This window comes from Synechococcus sp. UW140 (assembly GCF_900474295.1).
Lineage (GTDB): Bacteria > Cyanobacteriota > Cyanobacteriia > PCC-6307 > Cyanobiaceae > Synechococcus_C.
On sequence record NZ_UCOB01000028.1, the window covers coordinates 1 to 25,343 of the forward strand.

At 57.5% G+C, this 25,343-nt stretch carries 35 protein-coding genes and 1 tRNA gene; 20 read left to right on the top strand and 16 right to left on the bottom strand.

Translation table 11 applies throughout. The features are described 5' to 3' along the window. Positions 1–229 (bottom strand): hypothetical protein (locus DXY10_RS14310; RefSeq protein ID WP_371411140.1); only part of this gene is annotated, 229 nt, incomplete at its 3' end. Positions 230–584: 355 nt separating this feature from the next. On the opposite strand from DXY10_RS14310, the gene DXY10_RS11310 reads away from it, so the two are divergent. Beyond that, positions 585–779 carry a hypothetical protein gene (locus tag DXY10_RS11310; protein ID WP_115019424.1) on the top strand — a complete coding sequence of 65 codons (195 nt, stop codon included), beginning with the start codon at positions 585–587 and terminating at the stop codon, positions 777–779. Between the two features lie 236 nt (positions 780–1,015). On the opposite strand, the gene DXY10_RS11315 is transcribed toward DXY10_RS11310, so the two are convergent. Then, positions 1,016–1,276, bottom strand: a complete 261-nt coding sequence (locus tag DXY10_RS11315) for a sulfiredoxin (RefSeq protein ID WP_115019426.1) — start codon at positions 1,274–1,276, stop codon at positions 1,016–1,018. A gap of 172 nt (positions 1,277–1,448) precedes the next feature. Here DXY10_RS11315 and DXY10_RS11320 point away from each other — a divergent pair, with 172 nt between their 5' ends. The 3 genes from DXY10_RS11320 (at position 1,449) to DXY10_RS11330 (ending at position 2,802) form a co-directional block, all read left to right on the top strand. Further along, positions 1,449–1,751, top strand: coding sequence for a DNA ligase (locus DXY10_RS11320; RefSeq protein WP_170955816.1), 303 nt, complete (start codon positions 1,449–1,451; stop codon positions 1,749–1,751). A gap of 157 nt (positions 1,752–1,908) precedes the next feature. Continuing rightward, a complete protein-coding gene (locus DXY10_RS11325; RefSeq protein ID WP_115019429.1) occupies positions 1,909–2,223 on the top strand; it encodes a DUF3288 family protein in 315 nt (104 codons plus the stop codon). Positions 2,224–2,568: 345 nt separating this feature from the next. Then, positions 2,569–2,802, top strand: a complete 234-nt coding sequence (locus DXY10_RS11330) for a chlorophyll a/b-binding protein (protein WP_115019430.1) — start codon at positions 2,569–2,571, stop codon at positions 2,800–2,802. 158 nt (positions 2,803–2,960) lie between these two features. Here DXY10_RS11330 and DXY10_RS11335 read toward each other — a convergent pair whose 3' ends face one another. Then, positions 2,961–3,305, bottom strand: a complete 345-nt coding sequence (locus DXY10_RS11335; RefSeq protein ID WP_115019432.1) for a hypothetical protein — start codon at positions 3,303–3,305, stop codon at positions 2,961–2,963. Positions 3,306–3,568: 263 nt separating this feature from the next. Between DXY10_RS11335 and DXY10_RS14650 the strand changes: the two genes are divergently transcribed. Beyond that, positions 3,569–3,745 (top strand): hypothetical protein, encoded by a 177-nt coding sequence (locus tag DXY10_RS14650; protein WP_170953954.1) that lies wholly within the window; start codon positions 3,569–3,571, stop codon positions 3,743–3,745. Positions 3,746–4,690: 945 nt separating this feature from the next. Further along, on the top strand, positions 4,691–4,885 hold the full coding sequence (locus DXY10_RS11340; RefSeq protein ID WP_115019434.1) for a hypothetical protein: 195 nt from the start codon (positions 4,691–4,693) through the stop codon (positions 4,883–4,885). Positions 4,886–5,162: 277 nt separating this feature from the next. Here the strand turns inward: DXY10_RS11340 and DXY10_RS11345 are convergent, their stop codons facing one another. Beyond that, positions 5,163–5,363, bottom strand: coding sequence for a hypothetical protein (locus DXY10_RS11345; RefSeq protein ID WP_115019435.1), 201 nt, complete (start codon positions 5,361–5,363; stop codon positions 5,163–5,165). Positions 5,364–6,443: 1,080 nt separating this feature from the next. Here DXY10_RS11345 and DXY10_RS11350 point away from each other — a divergent pair. The 3 genes from DXY10_RS11350 (at position 6,444) to DXY10_RS11365 (ending at position 8,479) form a co-directional block, all read left to right on the top strand. Continuing rightward, on the top strand, positions 6,444–6,755 hold the full coding sequence (locus DXY10_RS11350) for a DUF1311 domain-containing protein (RefSeq protein WP_115019437.1): 312 nt from the start codon (positions 6,444–6,446) through the stop codon (positions 6,753–6,755). 570 nt (positions 6,756–7,325) lie between these two features. Continuing rightward, positions 7,326–7,505 (top strand): hypothetical protein, encoded by a 180-nt coding sequence (locus tag DXY10_RS11355; RefSeq protein ID WP_115019438.1) that lies wholly within the window; start codon positions 7,326–7,328, stop codon positions 7,503–7,505. Between the two features lie 659 nt (positions 7,506–8,164). Next, positions 8,165–8,479, top strand: a complete 315-nt coding sequence (locus DXY10_RS11365; RefSeq protein ID WP_115019626.1) for a hypothetical protein — start codon at positions 8,165–8,167, stop codon at positions 8,477–8,479. Positions 8,480–8,566: 87 nt separating this feature from the next. Here the strand turns inward: DXY10_RS11365 and DXY10_RS11370 are convergent, their stop codons facing one another. From DXY10_RS11370 to DXY10_RS11400, 8 genes are all read right to left on the bottom strand, one after another. Next, positions 8,567–8,827 carry a hypothetical protein gene (locus tag DXY10_RS11370; protein WP_170955820.1) on the bottom strand — a complete coding sequence of 87 codons (261 nt, stop codon included), beginning with the start codon at positions 8,825–8,827 and terminating at the stop codon, positions 8,567–8,569. A gap of 230 nt (positions 8,828–9,057) precedes the next feature. Further along, on the bottom strand, positions 9,058–9,219 hold the full coding sequence (locus DXY10_RS14660; RefSeq protein WP_170955822.1) for a hypothetical protein: 162 nt from the start codon (positions 9,217–9,219) through the stop codon (positions 9,058–9,060). 111 nt (positions 9,220–9,330) lie between these two features. Further along, positions 9,331–9,579, bottom strand: coding sequence for a hypothetical protein (locus tag DXY10_RS11375; RefSeq protein WP_115019630.1), 249 nt, complete (start codon positions 9,577–9,579; stop codon positions 9,331–9,333). 72 nt (positions 9,580–9,651) lie between these two features. After that, on the bottom strand, positions 9,652–9,900 hold the full coding sequence (locus tag DXY10_RS11380; RefSeq protein WP_244282279.1) for a lactate dehydrogenase: 249 nt from the start codon (positions 9,898–9,900) through the stop codon (positions 9,652–9,654). 63 nt (positions 9,901–9,963) lie between these two features. Next, the gene (locus tag DXY10_RS11385; protein ID WP_244282280.1) at positions 9,964–10,293 is read right to left on the bottom strand and encodes a hypothetical protein; all 330 of its coding nucleotides are present in this window, start codon (positions 10,291–10,293) and stop codon (positions 9,964–9,966) included. A 568-nt stretch (positions 10,294–10,861) separates the two neighbouring features. Beyond that, positions 10,862–11,770: a tRNA glutamyl-Q(34) synthetase GluQRS gene (gene gluQRS / locus DXY10_RS11390; protein WP_115019636.1), complete on the bottom strand. Its 909-nt coding sequence runs from the start codon at positions 11,768–11,770 to the stop codon at positions 10,862–10,864. A gap of 81 nt (positions 11,771–11,851) precedes the next feature. Beyond that, a complete protein-coding gene (locus DXY10_RS11395) occupies positions 11,852–12,127 on the bottom strand; it encodes an HU family DNA-binding protein (protein ID WP_006043393.1) in 276 nt (91 codons plus the stop codon). 132 nt (positions 12,128–12,259) lie between these two features. Beyond that, positions 12,260–12,940: an MBL fold metallo-hydrolase gene (locus DXY10_RS11400; protein ID WP_115019441.1), complete on the bottom strand. Its 681-nt coding sequence runs from the start codon at positions 12,938–12,940 to the stop codon at positions 12,260–12,262. A gap of 118 nt (positions 12,941–13,058) precedes the next feature. Between DXY10_RS11400 and DXY10_RS11405 the strand changes: the two genes are divergently transcribed. Beyond that, positions 13,059–15,092, top strand: a complete 2,034-nt coding sequence (locus DXY10_RS11405; protein ID WP_115019442.1) for a glycogen-debranching protein — start codon at positions 13,059–13,061, stop codon at positions 15,090–15,092. Between the two features lie 88 nt (positions 15,093–15,180). Here DXY10_RS11405 and DXY10_RS11410 read toward each other — a convergent pair. After that, positions 15,181–15,251 (bottom strand) — tRNA-Gly (locus DXY10_RS11410). Positions 15,252–15,381: 130 nt separating this feature from the next. Here DXY10_RS11410 and DXY10_RS11415 point away from each other — a divergent pair. From DXY10_RS11415 to plsY, 5 genes are read left to right on the top strand one after another with little or no spacing between them, the layout of a single operon-like run. After that, positions 15,382–16,698, top strand: a complete 1,317-nt coding sequence (locus DXY10_RS11415; RefSeq protein WP_115019638.1) for an MFS transporter — start codon at positions 15,382–15,384, stop codon at positions 16,696–16,698. Between the two features lie 16 nt (positions 16,699–16,714). Then, positions 16,715–17,461: an ABC transporter permease gene (locus DXY10_RS11420; RefSeq protein WP_115019444.1), complete on the top strand. Its 747-nt coding sequence runs from the start codon at positions 16,715–16,717 to the stop codon at positions 17,459–17,461. Positions 17,462–17,486: 25 nt separating this feature from the next. Next, on the top strand, positions 17,487–17,909 hold the full coding sequence (locus DXY10_RS11425; RefSeq protein ID WP_115019445.1) for a DUF3119 family protein: 423 nt from the start codon (positions 17,487–17,489) through the stop codon (positions 17,907–17,909). Positions 17,910–17,917: 8 nt separating this feature from the next. Next, on the top strand, positions 17,918–18,988 hold the full coding sequence (locus tag DXY10_RS11430) for a DUF3086 domain-containing protein (RefSeq protein WP_115019446.1): 1,071 nt from the start codon (positions 17,918–17,920) through the stop codon (positions 18,986–18,988). Then, positions 18,988–19,587 (top strand): glycerol-3-phosphate 1-O-acyltransferase PlsY, encoded by a 600-nt coding sequence (plsY, locus tag DXY10_RS11435; protein WP_115019447.1) that lies wholly within the window; start codon positions 18,988–18,990, stop codon positions 19,585–19,587. Before DXY10_RS11430 ends, plsY begins: the two co-directional genes overlap by 1 nt. Positions 19,588–19,802: 215 nt before the next feature. Here the strand turns inward: plsY and pyrF are convergent, their stop codons facing one another. Beyond that, positions 19,803–20,534, bottom strand: coding sequence for an orotidine-5'-phosphate decarboxylase (pyrF, locus tag DXY10_RS11445; protein WP_115019449.1), 732 nt, complete (start codon positions 20,532–20,534; stop codon positions 19,803–19,805). Positions 20,535–20,749: 215 nt separating this feature from the next. Between pyrF and DXY10_RS15145 the strand changes: the two genes are divergently transcribed. Then, positions 20,750–21,238, top strand: a complete 489-nt coding sequence (locus DXY10_RS15145; protein WP_371411156.1) for an aldehyde dehydrogenase family protein — start codon at positions 20,750–20,752, stop codon at positions 21,236–21,238. Here the strand turns inward: DXY10_RS15145 and tyrS are convergent. Continuing rightward, complete coding sequence (gene tyrS, locus DXY10_RS11455) at positions 21,144–22,391, bottom strand: tyrosine--tRNA ligase (RefSeq protein ID WP_115019451.1); 1,248 nt, start codon at positions 22,389–22,391, stop codon at positions 21,144–21,146. The genes DXY10_RS15145 and tyrS overlap by 95 nt on opposite strands. Positions 22,392–22,449: 58 nt before the next feature. Next, on the bottom strand, positions 22,450–22,776 hold the full coding sequence (locus DXY10_RS11460; RefSeq protein WP_115019452.1) for a DUF1825 family protein: 327 nt from the start codon (positions 22,774–22,776) through the stop codon (positions 22,450–22,452). A gap of 116 nt (positions 22,777–22,892) precedes the next feature. Here DXY10_RS11460 and DXY10_RS11465 point away from each other — a divergent pair, with 116 nt between their 5' ends. The 4 genes from DXY10_RS11465 (at position 22,893) to DXY10_RS11480 (ending at position 25,294) form a co-directional block, all read left to right on the top strand. Beyond that, on the top strand, positions 22,893–23,657 hold the full coding sequence (locus DXY10_RS11465; RefSeq protein ID WP_115019453.1) for a response regulator transcription factor: 765 nt from the start codon (positions 22,893–22,895) through the stop codon (positions 23,655–23,657). A 76-nt stretch (positions 23,658–23,733) separates the two neighbouring features. Next, complete coding sequence (locus DXY10_RS11470) at positions 23,734–24,027, top strand: hypothetical protein (RefSeq protein WP_136989191.1); 294 nt, start codon at positions 23,734–23,736, stop codon at positions 24,025–24,027. Positions 24,028–24,074: 47 nt separating this feature from the next. Then, positions 24,075–24,656, top strand: a complete 582-nt coding sequence (locus DXY10_RS11475; protein WP_115019640.1) for a hypothetical protein — start codon at positions 24,075–24,077, stop codon at positions 24,654–24,656. 2 nt (positions 24,657–24,658) lie between these two features. Further along, on the top strand, positions 24,659–25,294 hold the full coding sequence (locus tag DXY10_RS11480; RefSeq protein ID WP_371411150.1) for a GIY-YIG nuclease family protein: 636 nt from the start codon (positions 24,659–24,661) through the stop codon (positions 25,292–25,294). Positions 25,295–25,343: the final 49 nt, after the last annotated feature.

Below are 25,343 nucleotides of genomic sequence, written 5' to 3' on the forward strand. Positions count from 1 at the left end.
TAGCGACAGAATCACAGCCGCCGGCACGGCCAAAGCTGTTGTAGGGATTGGCTTGTGCAGCAGGGCCTGCAACAGACATCAAGGTGGCACCAGCGGCGAGGGAGGCAGCGGCGGCGGCGATGGTTTTGATCGTGGTCATTGCTCTGATGGGGGTGATGCGTGGGGCGGGATCTCTCCCTCCGATGCATTCACCATCTCCGCTTTCAGCTCTCCAGCTGATGACCTCCATTCCCTCCTGCTGTGAGCTTGCTCACAACTGCGCAAACGCCACTCTGCAGCTGGGCTGTCAGCACTTCAGGCTCATGTTGCAATGCCCAAGCCAACTTCGATTGCGATGCATGCCATCACGCGCCTGGCAAGCATGCCACCGCCATCATGAACAGGGCCGAGAGCTCAAATCAGAGGCCATGGCGCTGATTGGCACCCGTCAAAGTAAGTGGGATAGCGGACTTCTGAGCACAACAGACGCTGAATTCAACACGAAGCCTGGAGGAATTGGAAAAATTACCAAAGAAAGCACGGATACTGGTCGAACTATCTAGGATCAATAAGTCGTTGAGTCGTTTCGCCGAGAGCATTGAACTATGACTGAAATCAATTACAAGCATGATGAGTACAAAGTACCATTCAGTGCTAACGAAAAGCATTCACCTGAAGAGTTCGACCCCAAGCATGATGCAGCCTTAAACAATCCAGAGAGCCGCCACAGAGACAAGTTGATTGACGACATCTGTGACACTCATCCCGGATCACCAATGTGCAAGGTCTTCGACGAATGACTCCCTGAAGAAGAGCAGCAATTTTACATAGGCCATTTTCAGACTTAAGAAAACCTGAAATAAAAACCTTTAAGAGACTGCCAACTCCCCGCCAATCTAAATTCTAGGGCGAGCTCTGTCTCGCCTAATTTTGTTGGAGAACAAGTCTCCAGAGACGCGGTAAACAGCTTCGCCCTATTCTCGAAAAAATCCAGATACTGCAATATACAGAGCCAACACCAAGCATCTAACCAGGCTCACATTAAGTGGAGCCGAAATGTTGCCTTGTCAACCGTTCGCACCTTTGCTTCGATGGTTTGAAGACCTAGTCGCTTGTGAGCATTGTACCGGTGACATCCGTTGAAACCATAGAGCTTTCCATCAAACTCCAATAGATCGATAGGCTCCTGAAGCCCAATATCTTTGATACTTTCAACCAGATATTCCAATTTGGCCTGATCAAGAATCGACTGATGCGGACGGATGATGTCGGCGATTTGAACTGTGCGACGCTCCATGGTGAGGATCCTTGATGAGCTGTGATGTGGACGAGCAACTGATCAGGCATCATCGCCGATAGTGGCTACTTTGGCAGCTAGCGGTGGGCTGGTCGGATGAAACTCGCTAGCACTACAACAGCACTCTCTCCCAAAAGGCATGCGCGTTCTAGCCTTGGCTTCAATCAGCCTGTTGGCAGCTCAACCCTTGATAGCAGGCACGAACACAGTCGTGATCGAACGTATCCAAACCACTGTGTTTCCCGGCGATGGCAAAGCAGCAGCTCAAGCAATCTGCACAGGCCTTGCGGCGGGTCAACTGAGCCGTGACGGCGTAGGCGAAGACCTGGCAGAGCTGCAAGCCGCATTAATTCAAAGCAACGATCCAGAGTTGATGAATCAATACCTAGACACGTTCAACAACACAGCCGCTGGACAGGCCGGCTGCAACATACGCATCACAGACCCAAGAAATACACAGCGAGACGTGTATTAACCAAGCTTCAGATCAACCGATCAGCACTGGATTATTCCTTGAAGTGCAAGCACCTAACAACTGAGTAATCGAATGATTCAGTGGTCGCATTCACACTTGCCCGGCAGCCTCCATCGATGACAAAGCAACCATATCGTTTAATGCCACACTCTGGTACATGACTGAAGACAACGGGCAAACACACCCTCTCTACGCCACCGACCGTGAAGTTGTAGACAGCTTGCTTGGGCATGAAGGTGCACCAGGACCAGATCAACTCACCAGTGCGGCCAGGCTACTGATGCGGTACGAAGACTTCCCTGGTTCACCAGACATCAAGGAAGACATCGAGCGAGCAATCAAAGGATGGGCTCTCGACCGCGAAGGCTTGAATGCAAAATGCCGCGAGATCTGGGCACAAGGGTGGCGGCCTGGTCAGACGCTGGATGACACCGTCGGCTCCGGTGCCGATGTAGAAGACTCCGGTTCCTAGGTAAGGCAAAACGATTCATCGTGAGAGTCATCCTTCCAACAAACAACACCGCTCTTACTGTTTGCCAAGTCTGTTTCAGTGAGACGACCACTAGACGATCAGTTGACTAGATAGTTCCGAGCACCAAGCGAATTCGACTGCTTGCGATATAGGCTTTCTCTGCCCAGAAAACTGCAAAAGCAGGGAGATCTTGACTGCGGCATGGAAGACGTCGTCAAGGCAATGAATAGGCCAATCGCGAGACGCAGAAGGGGGGCCTGAAACCGAACCTCTACGTACGGCTGCCCCCTCTTTCAAAGTCTTCAGGGCAGACATAGACCAAACAGGTCCCTCTCGGAGACAGCCATGTCTGCAACCACATTCAACGCACCCACCGGCCTGGTCACCCATGATCCTGAAGGGCATGAAAATGTTTATGCCAAAGAGCTCCCAATCCAAATTGCTGGAGCGGATGCTGGCTGGGGCTTCCACCAGCGAGCCGAAAAGCTGAACGGAAGGCTCGCCATGCTTGGATTCATCGCCGCAATCGTGACAGAGCTGGCAACAGGCGAAGGACTACTTCACCTGATCGGGCTTTAATCCCACTCAGACCACTCGAGGTGGTGGCCACTCCACCACCCCCGCCTAAGCCGAGGCTTGAACTGAATTGATATGTGTCTCTAATCTGAAAAAAGCAAGCACTCACCCTCCCAGCGAAATGCCCGCCCAGCCAACCGAGCTAAGCGGGCTAGTCAGGCTCAAGCAAACTTGCGGGGATAAGGAGTATTACCTGCGAGCTCAACGTTGATTTCCCGGCAAATATTCATGAATGCACCGAGGCCGAAATCGGGTCCATGCGGTCCATCAATGAAATCCTGAAACTGCTCATCGGTGATTCCCTCCTGCACTTCCCAGATACAAAAAGCGGGGCCTTCCGGAGCAATGGGGTTGAAAGAATGGTTATAAAAACCAGCCTGGAGATTCCTTGATACGGCATCATCCCAACCTCCACCTGGGGCCATCGCTTTCTGAGCGGCATCCCACCACTGCTGACTCTTGCCCGCTCGAAACTCGTGCTGAACATGAAAGAAGCGGGAAGCCATTGAGAAGAAGCGAAGAGAGATCAGCGCGAACCTACCTCTAATTCCTGCACGGTGCACACACAACGACTCAACTCCACCCCACTGCAAAACAACAGGACACTGTTTGCCTTCTATTCCTCAGGGCTTGCACTCCATCTCTTGACAAGTGGAGACAGCGGTTTGTGAACTGATCCTGTAGGATTGAGGAATCGTTGGCCTGCAATGTGCAGGTGCAGTTCGATTCAGGCCAAGCAACGGGGGCCTGAACGCTGTGGAGACGACTGATGTCCCCCCTCTCTTTGATCCAGAAGCAGCTGCAACGTGAGCAATTGCGTGATGCAGCGAAGCGGCACAACGCCATGCAGCCTGTATCGGCCGACTACACCTCGGCCCACCAGGCTCCTCGCATCGGCTCACCCACAAGGTCTTGCACCTACCGCGGAGTGACCTACACCCGCTAACCCTCTCGATCCTCCGGCTTCAGAGATCTGGCCCCAATTTGGGGCCTTTGTCTTAGGTGGCTCACCCATTGATCTCGCCACCAGCCTTCAAGGGCGTGGACACCCTGAAGGCATCACCCGTCACAGACGCAGCGTTCATCAATCAGCGAGCAAGCGATCATTGCCGCAGATTTTCTCTCCGCACCGCAAGACAGTATTCCTAGCTCAAGGGGGGCGCCTCTTGGGTCTCTTCGGGAGAACAGGGGAAGGGGCTGCCAGCATCTTCTCTCTGTATCTCTCAATCGGTGTTGGGCTGGTGAGGGCTTGGAAAGTGATTCACCAGCACAACCACTGAACAGACTTCCCCACGAGATCAGTGACGATCGAGGCCGGAAGACGATGGGGGCGACCGTGCAGCAAACAATCAAGCCCTAGACAATCGGTCTGATCTCCACCTCGCCCAGAGGCATCGGACTGTGCATCAAGGTCAGCAGCATCCATAACATGCGGACAGCAACTCTCGGCACCAGGCTGCGGATCATTCTCTTAGGAGCACCGCCACACAATCGAGGAAAGTAAAGGGGACTCGGAAGAGACGCTGAGTCGATCCGGTCAGCAGAGAAGGGTTCCGTTTCTCCCTTTTCTGCTTTCCCCGGGCAATGGGGTTGTCCTGGTGCTCCACGGGAGGAGTCACCAGCGCAACTTCCTGAGGTCCACCTTGCTGCCATGAGCGGAATCATCTAGGGGGGATATGTGTTGTCGCTACAACCATGAACTGTTCAAGATGATTGAACGCAAGGCCTAAGCAAATTGTGCGAATCGAGTGAGAACTCAATCCAATGACTGTCGCTTTACCTTCAGACTTTTGGACTTGCAGCCTGAAGAGCGGTGTTCAAAATCATTTGCCACACAGCAGCCGGGCCTCTTGGGTTATGCCTGTTTGGTGTAGTGCAGCAAGAGCCACCCATGACAGAGCCAAAAATTCTCAAGAGGTTGCAACTGTTGGATTACATCAATAGCTCCGGCGATGAGCTGGTCGGTCTCGCTGTGGAAATGGCTGAAGACCCCAAAGGCGGCGTGCAAGTGCGGGTACTGATGGATGCCAACGTCGTCCGTGGTGTCACCGTGTTACCACTGCAACAGGGTGACACCTGTTCTTGATCAGAGACGAAATGATGCGTTCTGCTTCGACCCCATTGCTCAGTGATGGCAGACCTGACACGGAGGCATGACAACACGATCGGTACTGCTGTTACGAGATTGAATCTCATAAAAAAGCACCCCCGCAGGGGCACTGAGACATCGATAGTCTTCATCGAGTGGATTGCCTGGGAGTTGAATGCCCAAACGAATGGGGCAGAAGCACACAGGGTAGGAACAGGCGCATTCTGAAAGATGTCACCCAAACCTTTTGGCTAGCTGCCAGCAAGGCAATGCACTATTTCTGCATTTTCTTGAACGACTCGATCTGCTCTGCAATGCAGTTTTCAACGGAGGTGGTTGCCTGACTATCAGCGGCATGCTCGTCGTTGCAGTCAGCCACTATTTGACTCATCACCGGAACAGGGACCTTTTGGGCGGCACCCACCTGCAAAGGGACAGCAACGAGAAAGGCCATTGCCAGGATGGCGCGTTTCATCAAAATCAGCCATGAGGGACTTCTCATGGATAGCCAGTGGCACAGGAGCAGGGAAGCAACATTTGATGCACACCAGTGTGACTGGGGAACGTTTCTCAAGACAGCGCCGCAACCGGTGATGCATCGCGACCATCTCAGCTGGCTTCATTGACAGGGATCCTGAAAGCGGGAAGCCCAAGAACATCCTGCAGCCAAACCTGAATCAACAACGATGCCTCTCGCGCTGAATGACATCACTTGGTTCAGCACATTGAGATAGTGATGCTTTCCCACAGACACAGTGCCGGCAGCATCGATCTTCAAGGAAGCTGTGACTGATCTATCAACCCATCCAGGCTTCAAGCCAGCATTTCAGCGATGGGTTGCAGAGACTCGAATACAGCATGAACTTTGTCAGTTGCTTGCTGGGTCGAAGAGCTGTGAATTCAAGGAAGGCGCAGACAACACCCAAGCCAGCCCCCATTCACCTCAGTTAAGGCATAAGCCACGCCGATCAGACAGGTCGGCTCTCCTGATCTGGCTTGCCAAAGGCCAGCATGCCTTCATACCTTGACTTCAGGAAAATGCTTCGAGCTGTCACGAGGGGTGATGGCTCTTTTTTTTTGCGTTACTGCTAGCTCAGAGTGGCAACTGGCTCTTCAGCTCCGATCGAAACAAAGAGCCAGGCTTGGATGAACAACCATCCAGCTCAGAGGCGATGAGGCTCGCGCCATTGTTGGATCAGGTGGTTGAGCTGGTGAAATCCATCCCTAGTCCTCACCAGCTCAACCCCGTTCCCCGGGGGAAGCAGAGAAGGGGCGCGGTTCCCCTCCTCTACTCACCGGATCAACTCAAATGCCGTCAGCCACCTGAGTCGCTTTTACTCTCAGGCTGCGAGCACTGACACCACCTGAGGAATGATGCTCTGCCATGTGCTGAGAGATGCCACTCCCATGTTTCAGATGCTGCGCACTCATCAGCGCTAGCGCCTTGTCCCTCTGGGCAACAAGGTTGTTTCGCCTTCAAAGCCATCATGAGTCTTCATCGATTGCTGTGCACCTGCGACTCGTTGGGCAGGCTGGGTGAATGTTCTGAATCAACATGAAACCCCTGCTTGTTCTTGCTTTCCTGCTTCTTGAGATTCCAGCCAGCGCGGCAACACCGCACTGCCCAGGCATGACCACGATCGAAATGCAGGCCTGCGCTGCTAAGCAGCGAGATCAATCCGTGAACGCGCTGAGGCAAAAACTGCCGACAGCCGATCTTGAGCAATGGAAAGCGGTCACCTCAAAGGTTTGCAAACAAGCTTTCGCGCCATATCAAAATGGTTCGATCTACTCCCAGCTTGTCGTTGGCTGCACAGATCAATTAAATCAATCATTACTCGATCAGTTCAAGCCACTTGGAGACTGATTGCCATCAAGCATCTCATCAACAAGAAGGCAGCAGGAATGGCGGCCTTAACACTTGCCAAGACACGAGTGCGTGTTCCCATGTTTCTGCTGAGCTGAGTGGTACCGGGCGATCAAAATCCTGCTTCCAAAGCGGAATGGGGGCTAATACCTATCGCGTAAAGCAAGGTGAGTTTCTTAGAACGACAGTGACCAAGGCACTCCAATGAAACACGACAGCTCCAATGCCCAACCGATGGGCAGCCTTGTCCATGATGGAAGTCACGCTCCATTCCATGCCTTGGCGTGTCCGCTGAATCCAAGAACCATTCGCATCGGCAAGAAAAAGTAGGTGTGCCAACAACCAATCGCAGCGCCTTGATCGAAGCCTGGGGCACTGGGATGACTGAACTGCTACATCCCACAGATCTGGTGACTCTCCAGTGACTCTCCACAGGCCGACAGCCCTGGGCTGCCCTCTAGCAAGCTGCTGGCCACGTGAGGCTGCAAAGCCTTGATGGCATCGAAGAGAAGCCTCCTCCTCCCCACAAAATTTCCGCGAAAATGCGGAGCACATACCGATGACCGCCAGATGAGCACGGATCAATGGGACGCTGAAGCGCGATGGGTGGTGATGGCACCGACGGACACAGAAGGGATCTACCGAGAAGTGGCGATGTTTGAGACAGAAGAGGATGCAGTCGAGTTCTGCGATCAGGAAGGAGAGCCTGAATGGCAGGTCTTAGATGCAAGCGACATGGATGTTGAGTAGCGGCAAAGAATGACGCGCATCCGCATCAGCCCATCAACACGCCCCGCTATAGGCGGGGATTGCATCTCGATCGTTCTGCCGGGAGACAGATCAGCCCTCAACTTCACTGACCACCCTGCTGCCAACTGACAGGTTCGGTATCGCTTTCAGCGATTAAGCCTCAGACCCCCCAGTATTACATCAATGTCAGGCCATCTCAAGCTGACTGAATTGGATGGCAGTTTCTGTAAATGAGACACCATTGATTCATACACCGCCTTGAGCTTGGCTGACATCATCATCAACCAGAGTGTTCACCCTGTTGTCAGCACCAAGGCAGACAATCAAGTTGATTGAGTTATTTTGATCACTGGGGTCGCCCACTGAGATGCAGGTGCCACCCTCAAATTCAGGGCTCGACCTGATGACCTGGCTTAAGCATGCCTGTGAGCTTGCTAACAAGCGCCAAAAACCATAGAAAGCCGTGATTGCTCGAAAACTGGACATAAACTCGCAATCCTTCCAGAGCGGACAAAACAAGTTCAGACGTTGCAGCACTCAACCCAACCGGACAGCACGTTCGAATGCTGCTATGACAACGCAAATCAAGCCTGGCGAAAGCGCTGCCCCCGATGCCTTCGAATACGCTCTACAAGCTGATTGCGCTCATGGTTCTGTTCATGACCGCGACGAGCCCAGGCTTCGCCAACATCAAGGATGAGTTTGAAAGGTCTCAGGCTTGCTCGTATTTCGATGCAGAGTTTGTGAGCGATGTCGGAGTCTTCGACGACATCAAAGTTCGATTCTGCATCAGTGAAGACAAGACTGAAGTTATCTACGTGTTAGACAACGGAACATCCTGGGTTGTGCCGTTCGAGCGTGAATACCGAGAAAATGGTGTACTTAGCCTGAACACCCTGGAGGATGGGGAGCTGATCCGATATCAAAAGAGCAAGGGTGTCGTGAAGCGCAAAGTGCTCGGTCGAAAACGTTAATTCCAGGCTGGTCAAACGACGGATGGTTTCACCAGACATTGATCAGGTTTTTACGTCGCCTCTCCCTTCCCCTCTTCAGAAGCAAGCTCAAGTGGGTTCGGTGGGAAACAACTTCCATTCACTGTCTTCTGGGATCAAGGGTGGTTGGTTGAGATCCTGAGGCTCCTCAAACACCACACGCCAATCCGGACAGCGACAAGGCACGTAATCACTGTGCTCAATCCTGATACCACCCAAAACAGAGGGAGCACCGTACCAGCCCCCACGCCAATGGGAAGGCTCATTCAAACCTCCCTTAAACCAGACCCAGCAACGGGCATTCGGTTGCGTTGTGGACTTAGCAGCCATGGCTCAGTTGTTCAGGCTCCGTTTGTAGCACCAGAGCTGGCAGGCTGGTCAACGTCAACCACTAGGCCACGCGTCCAACCCTGGCTGAACATGAAGCAGGTCAACCAAAACAAGGCGGCAGATCGAAGCGCTGGCCGGGTGAGAACCCTACTGGTCGTAGCCAATCTTTTGACGACCTTTGATCCAGACCATGCTCTTGATCAAAGACAGCCAGCAGACAAGGATTCGGATTAGGCGTTGTGATCAACCTCGTCGTAACCGTCATCGACCACATCATTGAAACGGGCAACACCGGCCTCCTTGAACGTGAAAACTCGGCGAGGCGTTTCCGGTCTCTCCTTCGTCTCGCACCAACCTTCGCGATAGTCCTGGTCATCACGCCAATCGACCACAGCTACCCATTCATGCTCTGAGACAAACTAACGCTCGCAAGACACAGGAGGGGCTTGAGCTCATCGATTGCGGATATCGAGATCAACCCCTGGTGCCGCCAACAGTGACGATCACTTGATCAGATTCATACCTAAGAATCCCTTACCAAGACCCCAACTAGGACGTTTATCCTGGAGGAAGGTGATCGCCACTTCCACATCCAAAAGTCCTGCTTGATCCAACGCTTCTAGAGGAACTTTTCCCACACTGCTGCGATCGTAATTGCAGTGGATATCGTCTTTACGAGCCCCAAGGAAACTAACCACTTCCTGGAGCAAGAAATCCCTCCACTCATCCTTCTGCTCCTGCGTCACAGCCATGAATCCCATTGGCAAAGGGCCCTCTCAAGGTTAAAGGGGATCAATCCATTCTCAGAGACTCAATCCCAGAGGTCACGTCTGATTGCCCCCGAGCATGTCTTCATATCCCTGATAGGGATCGTATTCGGCCCAACCTGGGCTGGCCTGATCCATCAGACCGTATTCCCCATCAATCATGTTCATGCGGGTATTGCCATAAGGAACGGTGTTGCAGGTGATGCCTCCTCCAGAGATCGGCTGACAATCGTCGAAACGAACCTGGGCCCGAACCGGCCCGATCCCACCGACCAGCGCGATCAGCAAACCAGCCGTCAAATGCACCAAAGGGGATCTCTTTCCTGCACCCATGCTGCTGCTCCTGACCGTGCGATGCCTTTTCTCAAGCTAAAGACCTCTGCAGCGTTGACCAACCGCATCGAGAGTTTCATAGGCAAGCTTGCCTCTACCGGCCTGCAGCTGCACCATCACCACATCGGCCTGCAATCCCAGCACCATGCTCTGGCACGGGTAGCGATCCTGGTCAGCTGCTTGCTGTTGCAGATCCTCAGACTGCACGAGAGCCTGCTCGCAGGCGCGAGGCCTCTGGGTTGAGAAGCAGACCTGCACCAGCGGAATCAGGCGTTCAACGCTACCGGCCAAAACAGGTGCCGCCGGCACCAAAGCAGCCAGGGGCAGAGACAGAGCAACGGCAGAACTGACTGCTGCCAAACGCATGACTCAGAATCGAAGGACAACATGGTCATCACCAACCCAAACATCGTGCTTCAAGGCCGACCAGAACAGTCAAGATGCGACGCGTCATAGATCTGGAGCAGTCGCTTTACAGGCCGGATTGAACGGGTCCACTGTTGACAATCTCCGTCAAGTGGAGTGGCGAGAGACCAACAGCAGCGCTCAGCTGAGATGATGCACTGGCTTTGTTTGTTTGCGGATGTACACCGACTGGACCGCTGTCGCCTTACTGCTGTTCACCACCGTGCCCCTGCTGGCGGTGGTTGTCACCGCAGCCTTTTTCATCTGGCAACAAAGGAAGAAGCAGCTGCGCTGACCTCAACGTCCCGATCCGATCCGGATCGGGACGTTTCCGGCTCTGGACTCACAGAGCCGGAAACAAGAATCACACCCTGTCCCAGACAGTCCTGACAGGTGCGGAAACGTTGATCAGCGACCCGCTGAATACCGCTACCGCCGCAACGTGGACAGATCATCAGCCCTGCCTCAAACTCCCCATGGCCAGTGTGGGGCGTCTACACGGCAGCAATCCCGAAGTTTTCACAAAGAATCAGGCCTCGAGCACAGCCTCGAGGCCTTCCGGATTGCTTCGCACGCTCTCCAAAAGCTCCTGAAGCGACAGCACTGTGGATTGAGGGACAAGATCCAGTTGCTCAGCCAGGAGACCAATCACCTGCTCTGCGCGAGCCCCTCTCTCCCGCCATGCCGTCAGGCCTTCACTGGCTTCCCGCTTCGCCAATTTCTCGCCTGAACCATCCAAAAGCAGGGGGACATGGCAATAGTGCGGCGCCCGCTGATCCAAGGCGGCCATCACCGCCATCTGGGCCGCTCGCGCTGGAGCCAGATCGGCCCCTCGCACCACCTCAGTGATCCCGTAGGCCAATTCATCCACAGCTGTGGCGAGGTGATACGCGATGAATCCATCTGCTCGGCGCACCACTACATCCCCGCAGGTCTGCGAGGCATCAGCGGTAACCCGCAATCTCCAGGCAGGTAATCGCCGCTGTTCCCAACCCCAATCAAGGTCCTTATCGCGACAGGTGCCTGGATAAATCCGAGTCGCGGAGAGCTCTCGCCGGCTGCAGCGACAAGGGAAAAGATCTCCTTGGCGACGCAGGTGGGACAGCACCCCGCTGTAGATGCCGCGCCGATGGCTCTGAAACAGCACTGGTCCATCCCAGTGGAGACCAAGCCAGCGCAGATCCTCCAGAACAGAAGCGATGGAACCTGGTCGAATCCGTGGGGTATCGAGATCATCGATTCTCAGCAGCCAGCTACCGCCAGCCCGCCTGGCCAAAAGCCAAGACATCAAGGCCGTGCGCAGATTGCCAAGATGCAGTGGTCCGGAAGGGGTGGGTGCAAAGCGGCCCCTGTAACCCTGCCGCCGAAGATCATCACCCAGAGCAAATAGCGTCTGGAGATGACCAGGCAAGCCGTTGGAAGCGGAGAAGCGGCGCATGAACTTGCCAAAAGAAAAGGTGGCCCAATCGGGCCACCCGGTAGGCACCGCCGTGGGAGGGCGGAGCAATGATCATCTGAATCAGCCTTGGACGCGATCCTTGAACATCTTGCCGGCCGTGAAAGCAGGCACGCGTTTCGCGGGGATCTTGATCTTTTCGCCGGTCTTGGGGTTCAGGCCCTGACGAGCGGAGCGCTCGCGGGGCTCAAACGAACCGAAGCCAAGGATCGACACCTTTTTGCCTTCAACGACAGAATCGATGATGGTCTCGATGGCGGCATCCACCACCAGGGAGACATCGGTCTTGGTGAGCTCAGTGCGAGCAGCGACGAGATTAACGAGGTCAGCTTTGTTCATGGAAAGGGAGTGAGTTGCGGAAGCGGCTGATTGACGATGCGGAGGTCGACATCCGCTAGGGCTTCCCTGAGCGCGCCAATCGTATGGAGGCTGAGCCGTTGGGGCAAGCGAAATGTCTGATGCAGCAACGCTTTACGTCGGAGTCTCCTGATGGGGTGCTTGATGAAAGCCATCAGCCCATGCGCTCCAAGGCGCCAAGCGCTCACCACGAAGCGCGCCAAGCCCTGCCCCAGAAGCCAGTGATGGCAATGGATCTGAGCCAACCCAATCACGTAGACGTTCCAGACTGCGCTGCTGGCGAGGCCAGTGAAATGTGCGTCGATGCTGCAATCCGGCCAGAACCCCTACTGCCACAGGCACCAGCAGACGTCCGCAGAACAACACGTTCCAAGGGGCCGGTGCATGCACCACACAGCTGCCCGGAGTGGGCCCTGGCGTCCAGAGCAGACGAAGGCCAGAGGCCGTGCGGTGGGTTTGTGCAAATGTTTCCAAGGGATCAACCCCAGGCAGCAAATAGGCCTCCTGCTCCTGCACCAGCACTGGCCAGCCCAGGCGTTCCTGCAACCGCCGCACCCGGCCATGACCCTCCCTGCTCGTGAGCAACAGCCTGGGCGTCCTTCCAGCGGCAAGCCTCTCCAAAGCTTGAAGCGTCGCTTCAGTCAGGGGAGGGCAATCGATCAGAACGGGCTCGGATGCACAATCAAGCCACCAAGAGGAACCTCCAAGGCAGTCGCGGTTGGGCGGGAACAACCAAAGATCCGGTCGAATCTGTTGAGGCGGTCGGCCTTGCTCCAAAGAAGAAGTCAGTGTCATGACATGGTCCCTGGGGCCGCAACCTTCAGTGTGGGCACCCCTCTAGCTTGTGGACAGTTCGTCCTGCGTTCCGCGGGCAGGATCATTGGCCACGATCCACCGCGGCACCCCTTGGCCGATGGGCAGTTCGATCACGCCCATGGGCGTGAACTTCTCACTGGCCGCCCCGACCGCCAACCGGGTTGAGCTTCTGCTCTTTAGCCATGCTGATGCGGTTCAAGCTGAGCAGATCATCGAGCTTGACAGCAACCATCGTTCTGGTGACTACTGGCACGTGGAGGTGGAAGGCCTCACAGCCGGATGCTGCTACGGCTATCGCGTGTTTGGCCCCCTGCAGCCAGGGGGGCATGGATTTCTGCCCGCAAAGGTCTTGCTCGACCCCTGTGCTCGAGCGATCGCCGGCTGGAACGTGTACCGGCGTGGTGCAGCTACAGGCGCCTCCCCTAATACAGACGCCTGCCTCAAGGCTGTGGTCTGCGAACGCGACAGATTCGATTTCGACGCCCACCCACGGCCCCGCCACAGCTGGACCAGCAGCGTCATCTATGAGCTGCATGTGGGAAGCTTCACGCGCCGGGATGACTCAGGTGTTGAGCCCTCCCAGAGGGGCACCCTGCGCGGGCTGATTACCAAGCTCCCCTACCTATCGGATCTAGGGGTCACAGCGATCGAACTCCTTCCGATCCAGGCCTTTGACCTCCAGGACGCGCCACCAGGCCGAGACAACGTTTGGGGCTATAGCCCCCTGAGCTGGTTTGCACCACACCAAGGTTTCATCGAAGGCGATGATCCGCTCTCAGCCCGGCACCAGGTACGCGAGCTAGTCGCCGCCTGCCATGACGCTGGCATTGAAGTGCTACTTGACGTCGTCTACAACCACACCACCGAAGGCAACCAGCAAGGCCCGACCCTGAGCTGGCGAGGAATTGCCGACAAGCTTTATTACCACCAAAGCGCCAAAGGCGACTATCAGGATGTCAGCGGCTGCGGCAACAGCATTGCCGCCAATCGGCCGTTGGTGCGAGAGCTCATCCTTGAATCAATGCGTTGCTGGGCCATTGAGCTCGGCATCGATGGATTTCGATTCGATCTGGGCATCGCCCTCAGCCGCGGCGAGAACCTCAAACCACTCGATCGGCCGCCCCTATTTGAAGCCATTGATGCTGATCCGCACCTAAGCGATTTGAAGCTCGTCAGCGAACCCTGGGACTGCGGCGGGCTTTATCGCCTCAGTGATTTTCCTGCCAAGCGAATCGGAGCTTGGAACGGCCGGTTCCGAGACGACCTGCGCAGCTTCTGGAAAGGCGATGAGAACAGCACTTGGAAACTGGGCCAGCGCCTGCGCGGCAGCCCCGATCTCAACGACGGCAAGCCGCTCAAACTGGACCGCTCGGTGAATTTCATCACCGCCCACGACGGCTTCACCCTGGCAGACCTGGTCTGCTTCAACCGAAAACACAACCTGGCCAATGGCGAAGACAACCGCGACGGAGAGAACCACAACAGCAGCTGGAACCATGGCGTAGAGGGGCCCTGCACCGACCTCGCCGTTCAGGCCCTGCGCCGTCGACAGCAACGCAACTTGCTCACAAGCCTGCTGCTCAGCCGTGGTGTTCCGATGCTCCTGATGGGCGACGAAGTGGGACGCAGCCAAGGCGGCAACAACAACACCTGGTGCCAGGACAGCCCACTGAGCTGGATGACCTGGCGGCAGGATCAATGTGATCAAGACCTGTTCTGCTTCCTCCAGCGGCTGCTGCACGCGAGACGGGAACTGACAGACCTACTCAACTCAGGAACAGCCATCAGCGAAATTGCGCCGAAGTGCGGAGATGACCCAGATCGACTCTGGCGCCAGTGGCATGGGGTGGAACTGCAAAAACCAGACTGGGCCAGCTGGTCACACTGCCTGGCCACCAGCCTTCATCAAGGCGAACGGGGCGCGGTGTTGTGGGTGGGCTTCAACAGCTATTTCAAGGCCATGCATTTCGACCTGCCACCCGCCGCCTCAGCCTGGCATCGCCTAATCGACACTGCCCTTCCCCCAGGTCAAGACCTACCCGAACGCGCTGAGCCGTGGAGCCCGAACAGCGTGCCCCTCGAAAGCCGCAGCATGGTGGTGATGGTGGCGAAGGAATGGCTCCCCAACTGATCGACACTTGGACAGACGCCAGCGCTGAAAACCAAAGAGGCAGCTTTGGACCCTCACCGGGCTGCACTCTTTTAAAGGAGTCCTTGGAAGCGGGCGGCGGGAATCGAACCCGCATCATCAGCTTGGAAGGCTGAGGTTTTACCACTAAACTACGCCCGCACTGGTACAAACCAACTGGTCAAAAATTGACTCGGTTGACCCAGTACCCAAGCATTATGACCATGCGCCGTCCACTGTCCGCCGCTTGACCCGCTCTGACACGCTTTCCGGAGGCAGTCGCCGCCGTCTGATGGTGGCCTACGGCCTCGGTGATGCGGGCACAGGGCTTGCCGCCACCGTGCTTGGCTTCTACCTCTTTCCGTTCTTCACTTGCGCTGCTGGGCTGCCAGCCTTGATCGCTGGTTCTCTGTTCACGGTGATCAAGGTCTGGGATGCGATCAACGATCCGCTGATTGGCTGGATGAGTGATCACACCCGCAGCCGCTGGGGTCCTCGTTTGCCCTGGATGCTCGGAGCCGCATTGCCCCTCGGCATCAGCCTTGCAGCGATGTGGTGGGTGCCGGAAGGAAGCGTCAGTGAGCGCACCATCTACTACGTGGTGATGGCCATCCTGCTCATGACCACTTACACCAGTGTCAACCTGCCCTATGCAGCGCTGTCCACTGAGTTAACACCCGATACAGCCATCCGCACCCGACTCAATGCAGCCCGTTTCACCGGCTCGATCATTGCCGGCCTCAGCGGGCTCGTAGTCGGTGCCGTGGTGCTCAGCAACGGATCTGAGGGTTACCTGGTCATGGGCCGAATCACCGGCTCGGTTGCCGCCACCGCCACCCTGGCCTGCTGCTGGGGCCTTGCCCCTTTCGCCAAACGAGCCCAGCGACCAAGCGGCGATAGCGAACCAGTCCTGCAACAACTGGGGCGAATTCGCTCCAATCCCCGCTTCCTCATGGTGCTCGGGCTCTACCTACTGCTCTGGTTTGCCCTTCAACTGATGCAAGTGGTGGCCCTGATGTGGCTGGTACAGGTGATTCACGTACCGTCCGGAATCGCTACCTGGATTCTGCTTCCCTTCCAGATCAGCGCCCTTGTCGGTCTTCAGGTCTGGAGCCTGGTCTCGAACCGTCGCGGCCGCTTGGTCGCCCTGCGATGGGGCGGGGGGATCTGGATTGCCGCCTGTCTGCTTTCGATGCTGTTTTCGCCTTTGGCCGCCGGCATCAGCGGCCTTGGTCTGGCCCCACTGATCGGATTGATCTTGCTGGTGGGCTTCGGCGCCTCGACGGCCTACCTGATCCCCTGGTCGCTTCTGCCCGACGCCATCGATGCCGACCCTTCACACCCTGCCGGCATGTACACCGCTTGGATGGTGCTGGTCCAAAAGCTGATCATCGGTCTAAGCATGTCGTTGTTCGGCGGACTTCTCGCCCTGACTGGCTACATCTCCAGCCAGGAATGCAACAGTGCCCTCACATTTATCGAACAGCCCGCCACCGCCCTGCTTGCCATCCGTCTCTGCATGGGCTTGATTCCAGCTGTAATGGTGGCTCTTGGCCTCGTCCTGATGCGACGCTGGCCTGACCGAGGCGCCCACCTCCAGTACCCGTGACACGCGGCCACCACCGATGAGAGCCCCCCGCTGGTTACGACGCTTGGGCAGCAGTTTGCTGATCGGTGGTCAGGCCGTTGCCGCCACCGCTCGCGGCCGGATCAACACAATCGACCTGTTTGATCAGCTGATGGAGGCCGGTCCCGGCAGCTTCTTAATCGTGCTGATCACTGGAGTGGCCGCAGGCTCGGTCTTCAACATTCAGGTCGCCGCCGAACTCAGCAGCATGGGGGCAGGTTCGACCGTTGGTGGCGTGCTGGCAATCGGCCTAGCCCGAGAGATCGCACCCCTGCTCACCGCCACGCTGCTCACCGGCAAAGTAGCCACCGCCTACGCAGCTCAGCTCGGCACCATGAAGGTGACCGAACAGATCGATGCGATCACCATGCTGCGCACCGACCCTGTGGAGTACCTGGTGGTTCCCCGCTTGATCGCCATGGTGGTCATGGCCCCCGTGCAGTGCCTGCTGTTCTTCGCGGTTGCTGTCTGGAGCGGCCAAGTCACGAGCACGGAGTTTTACAGCATTCCCCCTGAGGTGTTCTGGAACTCGGTGCGCACTTGGCTGCAGCCGGATGACCTCCCTTTCATGCTGATCAAAGCTGTGGTGTTCGGCCTGCAAATCGCTGTGCTGTCTTGTGGCTGGGGCCTCACCACCTCTGGTGGACCGAAAGAAGTCGGCACCAGCACCACCGGCTCAGTGGTGATGATCCTCGTCACCGTGGCCCTGATGGATGTACTGCTCACCCAACTCCTTTTCGGTTGACGCGAACGCGTCATTTGTCTGATCCATGCCCAAGCCAAGCCCCAACAAAACCGGCAGCGTGAGCCTTGCTCCCAGCCCGCGTCTACCGCTACTGATTCTGCTGCTGGGTCCGGGCCTGCTACCCCTGCCGCTCCACCCCTGGCCCACCCTGTTCAACAGCCTGATTGGCCTCGCTCTGCTTGTGCAGAGCTACAGCCTGCGCCTCGAATTTCAAGACAGTGCTCTGATCGTGTGGCGGGGCGAACAGCAACTTCGCGAGTTCCCCTATGAAGACTGGATCAGCTGGCGAGTGTTCTGGCCAGGATTCCCCACCGTTCTTTATTTCCGGGAATCCAAAAGCCCACATCTGATCCCAGTGATCTTTAACGCCGAGCAACTACAGGAGCAATTACGCGCGCGGGTTGGCAATCTGGAACACAACGCCCCCCCCAGCAGCGATCCGTCCTGAACCGTTCCATGGCTGACGAACTCCAGAGCAACGGCAGCGGCGACACCAACGACGCCGCGCCTGGCAACACATCCGAAACAACTGCAGCTGAGAGCACTGCCGCTGAAAGCAATTCAGATGAATCTGCTCGATCAGAGAGCAGCGAAGATGCCGGTTGCACTCCAGCATCCCCTGCCTCGGAAGGGTGTAGTGAGATGGTTCCGGAACCCGAATCCCCCAGTTGGCAGTCGCTCGCCACCGCAGAGCTCGTCGAGCGACGCGACGCGCTCCAGACAGAGATCCAGGAATTAAGCCAACGCAAGCAGCAGTTAGAGCAAGATCTGCGCCAGTCCTTCGCTGGCCAGTCGGATGCAATCGCACGACGGGTGAAGGGGTTCCAGGAGTATCTGGGCGGTGCCCTTCAGGACTTGGCCCAATCGGTGGAAAGCCTGGAGCTGGTCGTGCAACCGATGGTGGTGCAGCCGTCCCCTCTCGATCATCAGAACAGCAACAGCAATGAACCATCTGTTGAGAACGTTCCAACACCAGCTATTGCCGACACCTTCAAGCCCGATGAAGAGCTGATCCGTGCCAGCTTGCAGGGCTTCCTTGAGCAGCCTGACTTCTACGCAGGTCCCTGGAAACTACGGCGCAGCCTCGATGGCAGCGATGTGGCCCTACTCGAAGACTGGTTCTTCAACCAGGGAGGCCGAGGTGCCCAGGCCAGCCGAGGCAGTCGGCCCCGCAATGTTCTGTTGGCCTCCGGTCTGATCGCAATCATCGGTGAGCTCTATGGCGATCAGTTTCAGACCCTGGTCCTGGCCGGACAGCCAGAACGACTCGGGGACTGGCGACGTGGTCTGCAGGATTGCCTCGGGCTGGGGCGCGAGGACTTCGGTCCTAACAGTGGCATCGTGCTGTTCGATCGCGCTGATGCCCTGGTGGAACGTGCCGATCGCCTGGAAGAACGCGGTGAGGTGCCACTGATCCTGATCGATGCCGCAGAACGCGCTGTAGACATCCCTGTGCTTCAGTTCCCCCTCTGGCTGGCCTTCGCCGCCCAGCCAGATGAATTACTCATCGACGACGACCTGCTCTGATGGCCCTTCTCTCCCTGCTTCTGGGCTACCTGCTTGGCTCCATTCCCAGCGGATACCTGGCCGGACGCTGGTGCAAGGGTCTGGACCTACGTGAACTCGGCTCGGGCTCCACGGGTGCCACCAATGTGCTTCGCCAGGTGGGTAAAGGGCCTGCCTTGGTGGTGTTTGTGATTGATGTGAGCAAAGGCGCGGCCGCTGTGGTTCTGGCCAGCGCGATCACCCAAGGCAATGCGTTTAGCGACTGGGTTCAGGTGCTGGCTGGGCTAACGGCACTGACAGGCCACATCTGGCCGGTGTGGCTTGGCTTCAAGGGGGGTAAAGCAGTGGCCACAGGGTTTGGGATGTTCCTTGGACTGGCCTGGCCAGTGGGCCTGGCCTGTTTCGGGGTCTTCCTTGCGACCTTGTCGATTTTCCGGACTGTGTCGCTCGCCAGTGTGGTGGGAGCGATCAGTCTGCCGCTGCTGATGGCAGCCGGCCATGGCAACAAAGCCGATCTAACGGTGGCACTTGTGGCGATGGCCCTGGTGATCTGGCGTCACCGCAGCAACCTGCAGCGAATCATGGCTGGCACCGAGCCACGCCTGGGCCAGAAAGACTGATCTCCTCGAAACGAGGGCCTGCTGCGCGCAAACCGCAGCAGCGATAACGCCGTTCCACGCGGTTGTGAACCACGATCTTGGGGTTGCTGTCCTCACCAATGAGCGTGACAACCCAGTGATTGATCCTGAGATCTCGCCAGCTCCAGAGAGTTTGGCCAGGTAGGGGATCGGCATCGAACACCACTGGGCTGACGGCTCGGCTGCCGATGGAAGACTCAGGCCGCCAGTTCCTGGCAACAATGCGCGAATGCTGCGTTGGGATCGGCCGCCTTGGTGATCGGCCGGCCAATCACCAGCTGGGAGGATCCCGCGGCCATTGCCTCGGCAGGCCCCATCACCCTGGCCTGATCAGCGGAGACGCTGCCCGCTGGACGGATCCCAGGCGTGACCAACGCAAATGGCTCAACGTGCTCGGCACGCAAGCTGGCCACCTCCAAAGGGGAGCACACACAACCGCCGATGCCGGCTGCCTCTGCCAGCTGAGCCAACGACGACACCCGCTCATCCATGCACTGGGTCAGAGCGAGTTCGCGCTGCATTCGCCACTCCTCCCAACTGGTGAGCACCGTCACTGCAAGCAGCGTTGGCTTGCGCCGACCGGCACTTTCGGCACCCTCTGACACCGCATCCTGCGCGGCTTGCAAGGCCACACTGCCAGCGCAGGCATGCACAGTGATCAACTCCGCTCCAAGCGCGGAGGCGCGGCGACAGGCACCGGCCATCGTTGCCGGGATGTCGTGGAACTTCAGATCCAAGAACACCCGCAGCCCCTGGTCGCACAACTGCGTCACCACCTCCGGACCCGCCTGTACAAACAGCTCCAGACCCACCTTCACCCAGCGCAGCCCTTTCACCTGCCGACTCAATGCCATGGCCCGTTCGAGGCTCATGCCATCAAGAGCCACGATGATCCGATCTGCAGGATCAGCGGAGAGCAACGGGGCCAAGGCAGCGCAGCGATCTCACCCCATCCTGCAGGGTTCCCGTGAGGCCTCTGGCGTCGTGCCTTCGTTCATCGCAAATGCCCCCCAGAGACTGCGACAGAGCATCGACCGCTCAAGGGGTCTGCAACAACCCTCACAGCAACAGGTGAACAACTTGAACATCAATCGACTCGCGATCCCATCACTGACCAGGCAACGTCAGCATTGACAAGGGATATCTGCTCAGCCAAGGGGCCGTAATACCCAAGGGGAAAGGATCGTGGTATCCGGTAACCGCGCTGGAACATGTTCAATCAAGCACCCCATCATTCGAGGATGAAGTGTTCGGCTCGGTTGTGAGCCGGAGACGAGCTCAGAGTGAAGAACAGGCAGCCACCCTGGCAAGCAAGAGTCGCTTTGGCCTCGGCGCAGCCATCTCCACAGCGAACATTCGCAATGCTCGCAACCTTGCAGAGCAGCAAATTGACGCCGAATCAATTGCAATCAAGACTTTCTTGAGAAGGGATCCGCGTATTCCCTTTGGTAGCGGCAAAGAGAGTGGCTTCGGCCGTGAACTTGGAGCACTAGGCATTCTCGAATCACAAAAGCATTGTGTTTCCAACCCAAGCCTCGTTAACCCACCAAACGCCGGAACGTTTTCTTGCCGAGCTGCAACACCTTTCCTTCCAGCTCAGCGGCAGAGGCGAACTCTTGATTGGGATCAGTGAGCTTCTCACCCTCCAGGCGCGCGGCACCGCCTTTGATCTGGCGTCGGGCCTCGCTGCTACTGGCACAAATTCCCACAGCACTGAGCAAATAAAACGCTTTGGCGGGGAAACTCACCTCCGCCAGCGACGCCTCAGGGACATCAGCACCGGCATCGCCGCCACCACCCACCAGAGTGGCTGCATCCGCCTGAGCCTTCAGGGCGACCGCTTGGCCATAGCGACTGGCAGTCACGGCCAGAGCCATCACCTTTTGCTTCTCGCGCGGATTCTCCGGCAACGTCTCCAGATCCAGGTCCGTCAACAAGGTCACGTAGTCATGGATGGCGGCATCGCCAACCTTTTCAAGCTTGGAATACATCGAGAGCGGGTCTTCTTCAAGACCGACGGTGTTAGCAAGGCTCTTGCTCATCTTCTGCACTCCATCAAGGCCGACGAGAATCGGAAGCAACATTCCGAACTGAGTGCGCTGATCGAAATGCCGCTGCAGATCACGCCCCATCGCCACATTGAATTTCTGATCGGTGCCTCCCAGCTCCACATCGGCATCAACCGCCACGGAGTCGTAGCCCTGCAACAACGGATAGAGGAACTCATGCAGCGCAATCGGCGACCCGCTGCCATAGCGCTTCGAGAAGTCGTCTTTCGCCAACATCTGTCCCACCGTTGCCGTGCCCAGAAGAGCAATCACCTGAGGGAGGTCCAGCTCCTCCAGCCATTCACTGTTTCGACGGACTTCCAACCGTCCAGGGGTTTCAAAATCCAAGAGTGCACTGTCCTTGGGCTGCCCCTGACCAAGCTGCTTGAGATACGTGGTGGCGTTCGCTTCCACCTGCTCCTTGGTGAGCTGAACTCGAGTGGTGCTTTTGCCGGTGGGATCTCCGATGCGCGCCGTGAAATCGCCAATGATCAGAACTGCCGTATGACCGGCATCCTGGAAAGCCCTCAACTTGCGGAACAGGATGCTGTGGCCGAGATGAATGTCGCTACCTGTGGGATCGATGCCCAACTTGATGCGCAACGGCCGATTGTGCTGCTCAGCATCCGCCAACCTGGCGGCTAAAGCCTGATCGGCATCAGCAGGGTCGCCTGCAGGGAACAAATCCGCCATGCCGCGGACCAGCCAGCTCGGCAGGGAGTGCGGCGAAGACGACATAGGGGCCGGATCAGCGACGTGCAGTGCGGATCGTACGGGGGCCGCCGTCAGCGTTGGTTCAGGAAGGCGTTTGATCCAGCTGGCTCTTCATGCGCTCCAATGTCTGATTCATCTGTTCAAACATCTGTTCGGGCGTGATCCCGAACTGGCCCAACTGAGTACGCAATTGCTCAACGGTCAGTTTGGCTTGGAAATCCTCCGACAGTTCAAAGCGCTTCATGAACACGCGGTAACGGCTCATGAGCTCCTCCATGGTGTGGATGAACTTCTTTTTGCCCTCCCGATCGAACTTGCCGTAGTCGGACCCGAGCTGCATCAGCTGCTGATAGTCGCTGAACAAGCGCTTGGCTTCCTCCTGGACGATTTCAGACTCAAAGAAAGCCATCTGTGTTCATGCGGCTTGGTCAAAGTCTGACCAATTCGACCGATCCTTAACAGTGCGGATCCACGCCCTCCCATCGCAGCCAAGATGCAGGGGGCCGTTCACTTGCTTGCCGTGCCGTGGACTTCACCAGCCAAATACCACTGCTGCAGGAACGTCGTCATCAAGGCCATGGCCTGCTGCGCAGAAGCCGCACCCTGATCGGCAGCCGAGATCGCGTCTTGCTGGTGTCTCTAGTGGGATGGATGGAGGGAGTCTCTCCCTTGGTGGGAGCAGCCACCACAGAAACTGAACTGCTGCTTCACGTCCGCCAGCACCATCCAGACCTTCTCATCTGCACCGACGGCCTGGAACAGGGTTCAGGTGTCAGCCTTCTGCGCCAAGCGCGTCATGAGCGCCCCGCGATTAAAACCTTGCTGCTGGTGCAACGACCTCTCGTCCGCACGATCCTTGATGCCATCGACAGCGGCTGCGACGGCATCTGCGCCGCCGAACTCACCGGCAACGGTTCAGTGCTCGCGGCACTCAACGCCATGGAGAGCGACAGCCAATTCATCGATCGTGTAGCAGCAGGCGTTCTTAGTCATGGCCGACTACGGCGGAGCGCCAGCGGAGGCCCCCCTGGCTCCGCCACTGACCAGGCACCCGCAACCGGGCTAGCGGCCCTCAGCCTGCGTGAGGAAGACGTGCTCCACGGCCTCTGCAAGGGAATGACCAATCAAGACATTGCTGACGCGCTCACGGTCTCAATCGACACCGTGAAAAGCCATGTGAGCAGCGTGCTGCGCAAGTTGGATGTGAAGGATCGCACCCAGGCCGTCGTAATGGCATTCCAGACAGGCCTGGTTGATCTACCCAGCCGTCCTCCTACCTGGACCAGCTGAGAGAGTGGCGCCTACGCGCGGGGTTCGGCAAACAATGGTGGCTTTCGCAAGGGTGATGCAGAGCAGGCTCCCAGTGATGCTCGCTTCCCTGATCGTGATCAGCAGCGGCCCCAGCACAGCCAAGAGCGACCCCGATCCCACCACGGTGCTGGTCACCGTGGCCCAAGCCAATGCCATCTGCCTAATCGAAACCGAGACCCTCCCCGCCGAGCAAGCCATGGCGATCGCCAAAGCCTTTCTCGCCCGGCAAGGGATCACAGCCTCCCGCAGCAATACGGTGCAGCGCAACCAAGACTTCAACACCTTGATGCTGGCCTATATCGAGCAGCGCGGCGGCTGCGAGCAGCTGGTCCAAGAGCTCAAACAGTGACGCCTCCCGGCTGCAGTCGTTAATGTCAGCCCACCCACATGAGCGTGATGGCCCGCGGTCACTGGTTGGATCCACTGGCCCGCAAGGTCCTCCAGGCAGTCGGAGAGTTACCACCCGACCCTCCGAATCAGGGGGCGAATCCCAGCCCGGCACCGGTGAAGCCATCGGTGCCGAGCTGGGTGATTGACGTGAATCGGGCCACCGCGGAGCATTGGCGCCAGCTACCTGGATGCAGTGAGGAGATGATCGATCTCTTACTACGGCTCCAGCGGGGCGGCGTTCAGTTCAGCCAAGCCGACGATCTCTTTCAATTGCTCGACCTGCCCGCCCAGAAGGCTGAAGATTGGCGACCCCATCTGATTTTTCACTGGTATGGCGATGCACCACCCCTCCCAGAGGCCACCAACCTCGATCTGAATGGCGCCTCCGCCCAGGAACTCGAACAAAGCCTCCATTGGCCCGAACAACGCCTCACCCTGTTCCTGAAGGAACGCATTCGCCGGCCTTTTCACAACCTGGCCGATCTACAAGAGCGGCTCTGCCTTCCCCCAGAAACCGTTGAACAACTGCTGGGCAAAGTGCGGTTTGGCGACCGCCGCCCGGGGCCAAGCTTGCCGCCACGGCACTAAGCATGTCCGCACGCCAAGGTGATCTCTTCAGCGGAAGCGACGCCGCTGATCCAACGAATGATGGACCCGGCCGCAAGGCGCAGCTCCCAGATCAGCTGATGATCAGTGCCGTGGTTTTGCGCGACTGGCAGACCCGCATCCATCGACATCAGGCCCCCCTGTTTGAACCCGGTCAAGCCAGAGCCGAGCAAGCGAGGCTTGTGGGGCTTTCACATAAGACCAGCCGCGAACACAGCGCCTCTGACGACCCGCTCACGCGCTTGAACCCCCTGGTTCTGCGGCCCCTGCCACTGAGCTTCTGGCGCTGGCCCAACAGCCCCCATCAGGGGGCAGCGATCTATCTAGTGATGGACCGACCCGATCACCTGTCGGCGCCGATCCGGCTGTATGTGGGAGAAACCGGCGCCGCTGACCGTCGATGGAAAGGCGAACACGACTGCAAGGCCTACCTATCCGCCTATGGCGAAGCTCTCAGCAGCGCCGGCCTCAGTTCCAGCCCCAGTATTCGCTTCTGGGGGGATGTCCCCAAGGCCACCAGGGCCAGGCGAAGACTGGAACAGCAACTGATCCAGACCTGGCTGCCACCCTTCAACAAGGAGACCCGCGAACGTTGGGCTACACCCTTCAATGCCGACTGACTTGAATGCCGACTGATGCGTTGTTCGCTCCGTAGCATCAGGGCCAAGA

Excerpts from the sequence above, each read along its gene's own strand:
- DXY10_RS11310 (WP_115019424.1), top strand. The coding sequence starts at position 585 with ATGACTGAAATCAATTACAAGCATGATGAGTACAAAGTACCATTCAGT.
- DXY10_RS11315 (WP_115019426.1), bottom strand. The coding sequence starts at position 1,276 with ATGGAGCGTCGCACAGTTCAAATCGCCGACATCATCCGTCCGCATCAG.
- DXY10_RS11325 (WP_115019429.1), top strand. The coding sequence starts at position 1,909 with ATGACTGAAGACAACGGGCAAACACACCCTCTCTACGCCACCGACCGT.
- DXY10_RS11330 (WP_115019430.1), top strand. The coding sequence starts at position 2,569 with ATGTCTGCAACCACATTCAACGCACCCACCGGCCTGGTCACCCATGAT.
- DXY10_RS11335 (WP_115019432.1), bottom strand. The coding sequence starts at position 3,305 with ATGGCTTCCCGCTTCTTTCATGTTCAGCACGAGTTTCGAGCGGGCAAG.
- DXY10_RS14650 (WP_170953954.1), top strand. The coding sequence starts at position 3,569 with ATGTCCCCCCTCTCTTTGATCCAGAAGCAGCTGCAACGTGAGCAATTG.
- DXY10_RS11340 (WP_115019434.1), top strand. The coding sequence starts at position 4,691 with ATGACAGAGCCAAAAATTCTCAAGAGGTTGCAACTGTTGGATTACATC.
- DXY10_RS11345 (WP_115019435.1), bottom strand. The coding sequence starts at position 5,363 with ATGAAACGCGCCATCCTGGCAATGGCCTTTCTCGTTGCTGTCCCTTTG.
- DXY10_RS11350 (WP_115019437.1), top strand. The coding sequence starts at position 6,444 with ATGAAACCCCTGCTTGTTCTTGCTTTCCTGCTTCTTGAGATTCCAGCC.
- DXY10_RS11355 (WP_115019438.1), top strand. The coding sequence starts at position 7,326 with ATGAGCACGGATCAATGGGACGCTGAAGCGCGATGGGTGGTGATGGCA.
- DXY10_RS11365 (WP_115019626.1), top strand. The coding sequence starts at position 8,165 with ATGACCGCGACGAGCCCAGGCTTCGCCAACATCAAGGATGAGTTTGAA.
- DXY10_RS11370 (WP_170955820.1), bottom strand. The coding sequence starts at position 8,827 with ATGGCTGCTAAGTCCACAACGCAACCGAATGCCCGTTGCTGGGTCTGG.
- DXY10_RS11375 (WP_115019630.1), bottom strand. The coding sequence starts at position 9,579 with ATGGCTGTGACGCAGGAGCAGAAGGATGAGTGGAGGGATTTCTTGCTC.
- DXY10_RS11385 (WP_244282280.1), bottom strand. The coding sequence starts at position 10,293 with ATGCGTTTGGCAGCAGTCAGTTCTGCCGTTGCTCTGTCTCTGCCCCTG.
- gluQRS (WP_115019636.1), bottom strand. The coding sequence starts at position 11,770 with ATGCGCCGCTTCTCCGCTTCCAACGGCTTGCCTGGTCATCTCCAGACG.
- DXY10_RS11395 (WP_006043393.1), bottom strand. The coding sequence starts at position 12,127 with ATGAACAAAGCTGACCTCGTTAATCTCGTCGCTGCTCGCACTGAGCTC.
- DXY10_RS11400 (WP_115019441.1), bottom strand. The coding sequence starts at position 12,940 with ATGACACTGACTTCTTCTTTGGAGCAAGGCCGACCGCCTCAACAGATT.
- DXY10_RS11405 (WP_115019442.1), top strand. The coding sequence starts at position 13,059 with ATGGGCAGTTCGATCACGCCCATGGGCGTGAACTTCTCACTGGCCGCC.
- DXY10_RS11415 (WP_115019638.1), top strand. The coding sequence starts at position 15,382 with ATGGTGGCCTACGGCCTCGGTGATGCGGGCACAGGGCTTGCCGCCACC.
- DXY10_RS11420 (WP_115019444.1), top strand. The coding sequence starts at position 16,715 with ATGAGAGCCCCCCGCTGGTTACGACGCTTGGGCAGCAGTTTGCTGATC.
- DXY10_RS11425 (WP_115019445.1), top strand. The coding sequence starts at position 17,487 with ATGCCCAAGCCAAGCCCCAACAAAACCGGCAGCGTGAGCCTTGCTCCC.
- DXY10_RS11430 (WP_115019446.1), top strand. The coding sequence starts at position 17,918 with ATGGCTGACGAACTCCAGAGCAACGGCAGCGGCGACACCAACGACGCC.
- plsY (WP_115019447.1), top strand. The coding sequence starts at position 18,988 with ATGGCCCTTCTCTCCCTGCTTCTGGGCTACCTGCTTGGCTCCATTCCC.
- tyrS (WP_115019451.1), bottom strand. The coding sequence starts at position 22,391 with ATGTCGTCTTCGCCGCACTCCCTGCCGAGCTGGCTGGTCCGCGGCATG.
- DXY10_RS11460 (WP_115019452.1), bottom strand. The coding sequence starts at position 22,776 with ATGGCTTTCTTTGAGTCTGAAATCGTCCAGGAGGAAGCCAAGCGCTTG.
- DXY10_RS11470 (WP_136989191.1), top strand. The coding sequence starts at position 23,734 with ATGCTCGCTTCCCTGATCGTGATCAGCAGCGGCCCCAGCACAGCCAAG.
- DXY10_RS11475 (WP_115019640.1), top strand. The coding sequence starts at position 24,075 with ATGGCCCGCGGTCACTGGTTGGATCCACTGGCCCGCAAGGTCCTCCAG.
- DXY10_RS11480 (WP_371411150.1), top strand. The coding sequence starts at position 24,659 with ATGTCCGCACGCCAAGGTGATCTCTTCAGCGGAAGCGACGCCGCTGAT.